At 31.1% G+C, this 6466-nt stretch carries 8 protein-coding genes; 2 read left to right on the top strand and 6 right to left on the bottom strand.

What is annotated here, in order from left to right; all coding sequences use genetic code 11:
- Positions 1-457: 457 nt before the first annotated feature.
- Together AC4PRO_RS16735 and AC4PRO_RS16730 are read left to right on the top strand one after the other, a co-directional pair.
- The gene (locus AC4PRO_RS16735) at positions 458-826 is read left to right on the top strand and encodes a transposase (RefSeq protein ID WP_492118191.1); all 369 of its coding nucleotides are present in this window, start codon (positions 458-460) and stop codon (positions 824-826) included.
- Positions 827-895: 69 nt separating this feature from the next.
- The gene (locus AC4PRO_RS16730) at positions 896-1060 is read left to right on the top strand and encodes a hypothetical protein (protein WP_492118190.1); all 165 of its coding nucleotides are present in this window, start codon (positions 896-898) and stop codon (positions 1058-1060) included.
- 183 nt (positions 1061-1243) lie between these two features.
- Here AC4PRO_RS16730 and AC4PRO_RS16725 read toward each other — a convergent pair whose 3' ends face one another.
- The 6 genes from AC4PRO_RS16725 to AC4PRO_RS16700 all read right to left on the bottom strand — a co-directional run bounded on the left by AC4PRO_RS16725 (position 1244) and on the right by AC4PRO_RS16700 (position 6345).
- Positions 1244-1825 (bottom strand): hypothetical protein, encoded by a 582-nt coding sequence (locus AC4PRO_RS16725; protein ID WP_492118189.1) that lies wholly within the window; start codon positions 1823-1825, stop codon positions 1244-1246.
- Positions 1826-1829: 4 nt separating this feature from the next.
- Positions 1830-2318 carry a hypothetical protein gene (locus AC4PRO_RS16720; protein WP_492118188.1) on the bottom strand — a complete coding sequence of 163 codons (489 nt, stop codon included), beginning with the start codon at positions 2316-2318 and terminating at the stop codon, positions 1830-1832.
- 66 nt (positions 2319-2384) lie between these two features.
- Complete coding sequence (locus AC4PRO_RS16715; protein ID WP_492118187.1) at positions 2385-3101, bottom strand: hypothetical protein; 717 nt, start codon at positions 3099-3101, stop codon at positions 2385-2387.
- An 88-nt stretch (positions 3102-3189) separates the two neighbouring features.
- Entirely contained in the window at positions 3190-3936 is a 747-nt protein-coding gene (locus tag AC4PRO_RS16710; protein WP_492118186.1) for a hypothetical protein, read from the bottom strand.
- 140 nt (positions 3937-4076) lie between these two features.
- Positions 4077-4799, bottom strand: a complete 723-nt coding sequence (locus AC4PRO_RS16705) for a hypothetical protein (RefSeq protein ID WP_492118185.1) — start codon at positions 4797-4799, stop codon at positions 4077-4079.
- Positions 4780-6345, bottom strand: coding sequence for a hypothetical protein (locus AC4PRO_RS16700; protein ID WP_492118184.1), 1566 nt, complete (start codon positions 6343-6345; stop codon positions 4780-4782). Before AC4PRO_RS16700 ends, AC4PRO_RS16705 begins: the two co-directional genes overlap by 20 nt.
- Positions 6346-6466: the final 121 nt, after the last annotated feature.

Raw genomic sequence — 6466 nt, 5'->3', positions numbered from 1 at the left:
ACCAATATTGTCTCGAACTCATTTGTTAATGCAAGAAAAAGGATTGTTGAATTAAAATAAAAGAAGGGATGATTTTTCAATTATCTTCTCCCGTGGAGTCGGGGGGATTACAATCGAACACCTTTTACCTATATTAATGTTCTTGGATAACTTAGGGAAATAGTTTGTAAAGGCTTATGATTGTTGGGAATTTTTAATTTTTTCATGTTGTTTTTGTATCTCTTTTTTAAATGATAATTATGAGTTTTTTATATTTAATTTTAAATATATAGTTTTTTGAAATATAAATTGTTTCATTAAAAATGTCTTGAGGTGTTCGACTGTCGAACATCCCGCTGCGCAAAGAGTTAATTAATAGTCTGCTCGCTGCGCAAATGTCTCCGACTTTGCGCCCACTGCTATCAGCCACAATGCTAATCAATAATTAGTTTCATACTAAAATAATTAAAATAGAAATATGACCAAAGAAGGCTATGTAATACGTGATCAAAGCAAGGCACATTTTATAACAGCAACGGTAGTAGATTGGGTTGATGTTTTTTCTAGAAAGATTTATCGAGACAGCATTATTGATTGTCTTAATTTTTATGTCAAAAATAAGGGCATGCTTGTATTTGGTTATGTAATTATGAGTAATCATATTCATTTGGTGCTACAATCTAGTGCAGGTGAGTTGTCGGATTTATTGCGTGATTTTAAAAAATTTACGGCAAAAACTATTTTAGAAAAAATTCAAACTGAACCAGAAAGTAGACGGGAATGGATGTTGGAACGATTTAAGTTGCCAACCGAAAGTCATTCGAGGGACAAAAACTACCAATTTTGACAGTATGGTAATCATGCAGAAGAAATTTATGCGCCTAAGTTTATTTGGTCAAAGCTAGATTATATTCACATGAATCCTGTGCGTGCAGGCATTGTCGAAAAAGCTTCCGATTATATTTACTCGAGTGCGAGCAATTATATACACGATAGTGGTTTAGTGACCATAGAAAAAATGGATAATCCGATTGCCGATGTTTTGAAGTCTTGGTCATTTACAAAATACAGTAGTTATTAAGATGGGATAAGAGAAAATGGAGGTGAGCGCAAAGTCGGAGACATTTGCGTAGCGTTAGAAACGAACACTTCGGAGAGCGGAGCCCTAATGGCATGAAACCGTCGACTCCGTTAGTAGCGATAGCGGGGATTCGGATATGTTTTTTTAAATCTTAATTGGACTGCTTAATAAATGTAATTGGTATTAAAATCTTAATACATCATAATTAGAATCTCTTGATTTGCTAATTCTTGTCTCCCAATGAATATCTGGATTATTTTTAAGCCCGTTTGGATAATAATACAAATTCATCGCATGAATATATAAATAAGGAGTAATAGGAGCATCCAGATTTTCAGAATTATCATCTTTAAAATAAATATCAATAAACAAATCATCAGCATGAGAAACATCAACACTACGAGTGTCAAAAAAAAAATCGGAATTTAGTATTCTACCATAATCAGGTTTAGGTTCTTTGTAATTCCTATCAAAGAAAAAACGCTCTTTATAATAAGATTGATAATAAAAACTTTGATCTTTGAGAAATTCATTTCCTTTCTTTAATGAGAATTTTTTTAATTCATTTTTATAAAATAGAATAATGGATGGAAAATCTTCAGGCGGATTATTTATTATAAAATATTCACTTAACATTCTTTCTCTTTTTTTTCGATTTACATCAATGTGCATTTTAAAAACTTCAGTTTTCTTATCCTCGCATGAACTAAATAAAAATATAATGAACAGATAAATTATTGTTTTTCTAATTTTATTATTTTCCATATATCTATTTTTGATTATAACTCCCTGAAATTTGTTTCTTAAACTTTATAATGGTAATAAAAGGTCTTAATTGATAATATTCTCGAGGAAGAACGAGTGTTGAGCCTCTAAAAAAATACCATTCCCCTTTTATTTTTACGCCATAAAAGTCAACAATATAGTCTTGAACAGCGCCTTTCCTTATTGTCTGTTGAAATACTGCTCCGTAAAATCTATTTTTCTGTTTATTAAAACAAAGTAAAGAATCTAATTGATAGGGATTTATTATAGGGATTTCAAGGCTATTAGAGACCCAATTAGCAATTGTGTCATTAGCTTTTTTATATATTGAAAAATATTCTTTATCTCCTGTTAATTTTTTAGAAGAGTAAAAATATTGTTCTCTTTTTTTAATTAATTCTTCCTTTTTTTGCTCCTCGGTTAATTCCTTTTTACATGAAAATAGTAAAAACGGAACTATTAAAAACACTATTTTAATTCCTTGGTTTGACATCGCCTTCATTTATAGGTAAGTTAAATATCCAATCATAATTCACTATGGAGTGACTTGCAGTAAAGCCTAATTGTTCTGGGTACTATCTATTTTATTTTTCCAGTTTTTGTTTACCCTATAAATTACAAATTCATCAAATGTTTTACAATTATAACAACTAGCAAAAGTACCATCATTATTACGGTTTTCCATATTTATAAATTTACTGTCATTAATTTTATATTGAACCTTGTTAGAATTAGTAGCAGATGGTAATTCAATTAAATAACCACTAAAAATTTCTTCGATAGCAATTTGTTTCATTAAATCTAAACTCAACGGAATATGCATATCGTCTTGATAATAGTCGCGAGGAAGGTAGGTAGTAGATCCTTGAAAAAAATACCATTTTCCTTTTATTTTTACGCCATAAAAATCTTGTATATTATCTCCCGCATCAGTGCCGTAGCTTGATCCAAGAGCCATGTAACATCTGTCTTTTGTAGTGTTAAAGCAAACTAAACTATCAAGTATTAAACTATTTGCAAATTGTCCTGTATATTTTAATTTATTAGTAGTCCAATTTACTACTGTATCTCTTGCATTATTATATACCCTATAATATTCTTTTTCTCCTACCAATGTTTTTGAATAGTTAAAGTATAAAGCTCTCTTTTTGTTAGCAATTTGCATACGTTTTAGATCAAATTGTTTTTGTTCCTCTTTGGTCAAAACCTTATCCTTGCAAGAAGACAAAAATAATATGATACACAGCACAACAATTTTAATTCCTTGTTTTAACATAGCCTTCTTGTTCTTTCGTTATTGTACTAAATATCCAATCATAGTTCACTATGGAGTGACTTGCAGTAAATCCTAATTACTCTAGAAGCTACTCAACAACTCGAAAAGGAGGGGGTGATGGCGCTGGGGCAACATCACTACTATCCATTTTATTTTTCCAATTATCATTAACAATACTTAATACCTCGATTTCAAATGTTTTCGAACTTCGCCCGTAAGTACCATCATTGTTACGGTTTTCCATATTTATAAATTTACTGTCATTAATTTTATATTGAACCTTGTTAGAATTAGTAGCAGAGGATAATTCAATTAAATAACCACTAAAAATTTCTTCGATAGCAATTTGTTTCATTAAATCTAAACTCAACGGAATATGCATATCGTCTTGATAATAGTCTCGAGGAAGGTAGGTAGTAGATCCTTTAAAAAAGTACCATTTTCCTTTTATTTTTACGCCATAAAAATCTTTTATATTATCTCCCGCATCAGTGCCATAGCTTGATCCAAGAGCCATGTAACATCTGTCTTTTGTAGTGTTAAAGCAAACTAAACTATCAAGTATTAAACTATTTGCAAATTGTCCTGTATATTTTAATTTATTAGTAGTCCAATTTACTACCGTATCTCTTGCATTATTATATACCTCATAATATTCTTTTTCTCCTACCAATGTTTTTGAATAGTTAAAGTATAAAGCTCTCTTTTTGTTAGCAATTTGCATACGTTTTAGATCAAATTGTTTTTGTTCCTCTTTGGTCAAAACCTTATCCTTGCAAGAAGACAAAAATAATATGATACACAGCACTACAATTTTAATTCCTTGTTTTAACATAGCCTTCTTTGGTCATTTTTTTATTTTAATTATTTAGTATGCACCTAATTATTGATTAGCACTGTGAATCATAGCATTGGGCGCAAAGTCGGAGACATTTGCGCAGCGATAATTGCTGTAAATCCTAATTACTCTAGAAGCTACTCAACAACTCGAAAAGGAGGGGGTGATGGCGCTGGGGCAACATCACTACTATCCATTTTATTTTTCCAATTGTCATTAACAATACTTAATACCTCGATTTCAAATGTTTTCGAACTTCGCCCGTAAGTACCATCATTATTACGGTTTTCCATATTTATAAATTTACTGTCATTAATTTTATATTTAACCTTGTTAGAATTAGTAGCAGATGGTGTTTCAATTAAATAACCACTAAAAACGTTCTGTACAGCTATTTTTTTCATTTTTTCAAGGCTCAATGGTGTATGTATATCCTCTTGGTAGTATTCGCGGGGTAGTACAAGAAGAGATCCACGGAAGAAATACCATTCCCCTTTTATTTTTACGCCATAAAAATCGTATATGTAATCTTGAACTCCTTCTTCTACCATAGTTTGTTTTAAAACTGCTCCGTAAAATCTATTTTTCTGTTTATTAAAACAAAGTAATGAATCTAATTGATAGGGATTTATTATAGGGATTTCAAGGCTATTAGAGACCCAATTAGCAATTGTATCATTAGCTTTTTTATATATTGAAAAATATTCTTTGTCTCCTGTTAATTTCTTAGAATAAGAAAAATATTGTTCTCTTTTTTTTCCTAAATTTTCATTATTTTGCTCCTCTGTTAATTCCTTTTTACATGAAAATAGTAAAAATGGAACTATTAAAAACACTATTTTAATTCCTTGGTTTGACATCGCCGTTATTTTTTGTTAATGTAAATATCCAATCATAATTCACTATGGAGTGACTTGCAGTAAAGCCTAATTGTTCTGGTGTTCTTTGTTTTATTGGGATTTTTATTCTCTTTAGATCTTCAATACCTTTCATACCGCACTGAGGCGCAACACCATCCTGTATTTCTATAGGATTTTCTTTAGTCGTTCTTTCGTCACTCCCATATTGCCATGTTCTGTCTTCTAATCCTGGTGGCACACTCCCTGAGCAGGCATTTTCGGGGGCAAGAACGTAATAATTGCCTATAGTTATGCCTTCTTGTTGTAAAACCTCTATCATTCCTAAGCTATAGGCAAAGCCCATACTGTGTGCTACGATATCGACTACTCCATTTACTGTCATTTTTCCATCTTTTATTGTTTTTGAGCAACTTATGGTGCCTTCTTTTAATTTTTTTATAAAATTTGCGGCAGCGGCTTTGCCGTCTTCTTTTCTTTCATTAAAACCAAGTACATTTGCTGCGGTATTGTGGTAGGCAGTTGGGGTTAAAGATACACATTCCTGTGTAATTGCAACTCCTAACTCGCCCCCTATAACACTCAATATATTTGCAGCTACAGCATAATTTTTTTCTACGCTAGTTAAGCTTTTAATAAATTTACAAGTATTTATGTGATTGCTGGTATTTATATCCTTATTCCCGTCGGCATAAATAAGATGGCTTTTACTATTTATGGCTAAAGCAAATTTATCATCAATAGCTCCCCAATAACTTAGCTTATCATATTCAAAAACTTCATTGTTTTTATCAATTATTTTAGTTGGATCATAGCCGTTTACAAATAAAATAAAATTATTACTCTTATCACTCATTAGATAATTGTACATAAATTCAATTTGCTCTTTATTGACAAATATTTGAATTTTACCATCAATGTCTAATCCGTAGATATCACCATACATATTCTTACGTTGTATTCTTGTAATCTTTCCATCTGGATGAATCTCAGTATTATCATTCTGTATTTCTAATTGAATAAATGGGTACGTCATACCTCCTACGATTATATCCTTTTCGACTACTGCATTTGCTATTTTAGGCAAATCTTTCATCTTTAAGTTCTCATTTAGATCTACAGCCGCTTTTATTTTAGCTAAAGTAGTTAAGACGTCATTGGTGTTGTTATTACTTTTGTTTTTATCGGAAAGTGGTAGTTTATTACAACCGTCAGCTGCTGTGACTTGGTCTGTTGGTAGAATAGTCAAATCAGGAGTACTAAAGTTAATCGAATTCCTTACCGCAATATAATAATTGCAAGAATTTGTAACTTTTTGTATAACTAATCTAAATTTATTTTTGGCAATAGTACCGTTATAAGCATTTGTATATGGTGTCTTTATGCTAGTTGTATAAAATCCATCATTAACAAATATGTAGTCTTTTCCGTTAACATTAAATGCATAGAGCGTTCCGTTGAGAAAATTACCATTATTAGAACTAATAACATTGATGTAATCGCTATCCACTTTTCCATCATTTGCCTGAAAACTAAAAGGGTGCTCCATGATGGTAGCAACCTATCCTATATTGTGTGCCAATGTGCACCAGCAGTTTGCAAGTTAAGCTTTTTCGCTATAACTAATATTTGGTATTAATTGCAGTAATTAAGTTATGCTGCCGAAGGGC

It is taken from the genome of Flavobacterium sp. DW-iso2 (assembly GCF_058725285.1).
Note: the sequence above shows the minus strand (reverse complement) of the source record. Positions and strands in the feature narration are given on the sequence as shown.

Bases quoted from the DNA above. Each gene is read 5' to 3' on its own strand.
- AC4PRO_RS16735 (WP_492118191.1), top strand. From the start codon at position 458: ATGACCAAAGAAGGCTATGTAATACGTGATCAAAGCAAGGCACATTTT.
- AC4PRO_RS16730 (WP_492118190.1), top strand. From the start codon at position 896: ATGAATCCTGTGCGTGCAGGCATTGTCGAAAAAGCTTCCGATTATATT.
- AC4PRO_RS16725 (WP_492118189.1), bottom strand. From the start codon at position 1,825: ATGGAAAATAATAAAATTAGAAAAACAATAATTTATCTGTTCATTATA.
- AC4PRO_RS16720 (WP_492118188.1), bottom strand. From the start codon at position 2,318: ATGTCAAACCAAGGAATTAAAATAGTGTTTTTAATAGTTCCGTTTTTA.
- AC4PRO_RS16715 (WP_492118187.1), bottom strand. From the start codon at position 3,101: ATGTTAAAACAAGGAATTAAAATTGTTGTGCTGTGTATCATATTATTT.
- AC4PRO_RS16710 (WP_492118186.1), bottom strand. From the start codon at position 3,936: ATGTTAAAACAAGGAATTAAAATTGTAGTGCTGTGTATCATATTATTT.
- AC4PRO_RS16705 (WP_492118185.1), bottom strand. From the start codon at position 4,799: ATGTCAAACCAAGGAATTAAAATAGTGTTTTTAATAGTTCCATTTTTA.
- AC4PRO_RS16700 (WP_492118184.1), bottom strand. From the start codon at position 6,345: ATGGAGCACCCTTTTAGTTTTCAGGCAAATGATGGAAAAGTGGATAGC.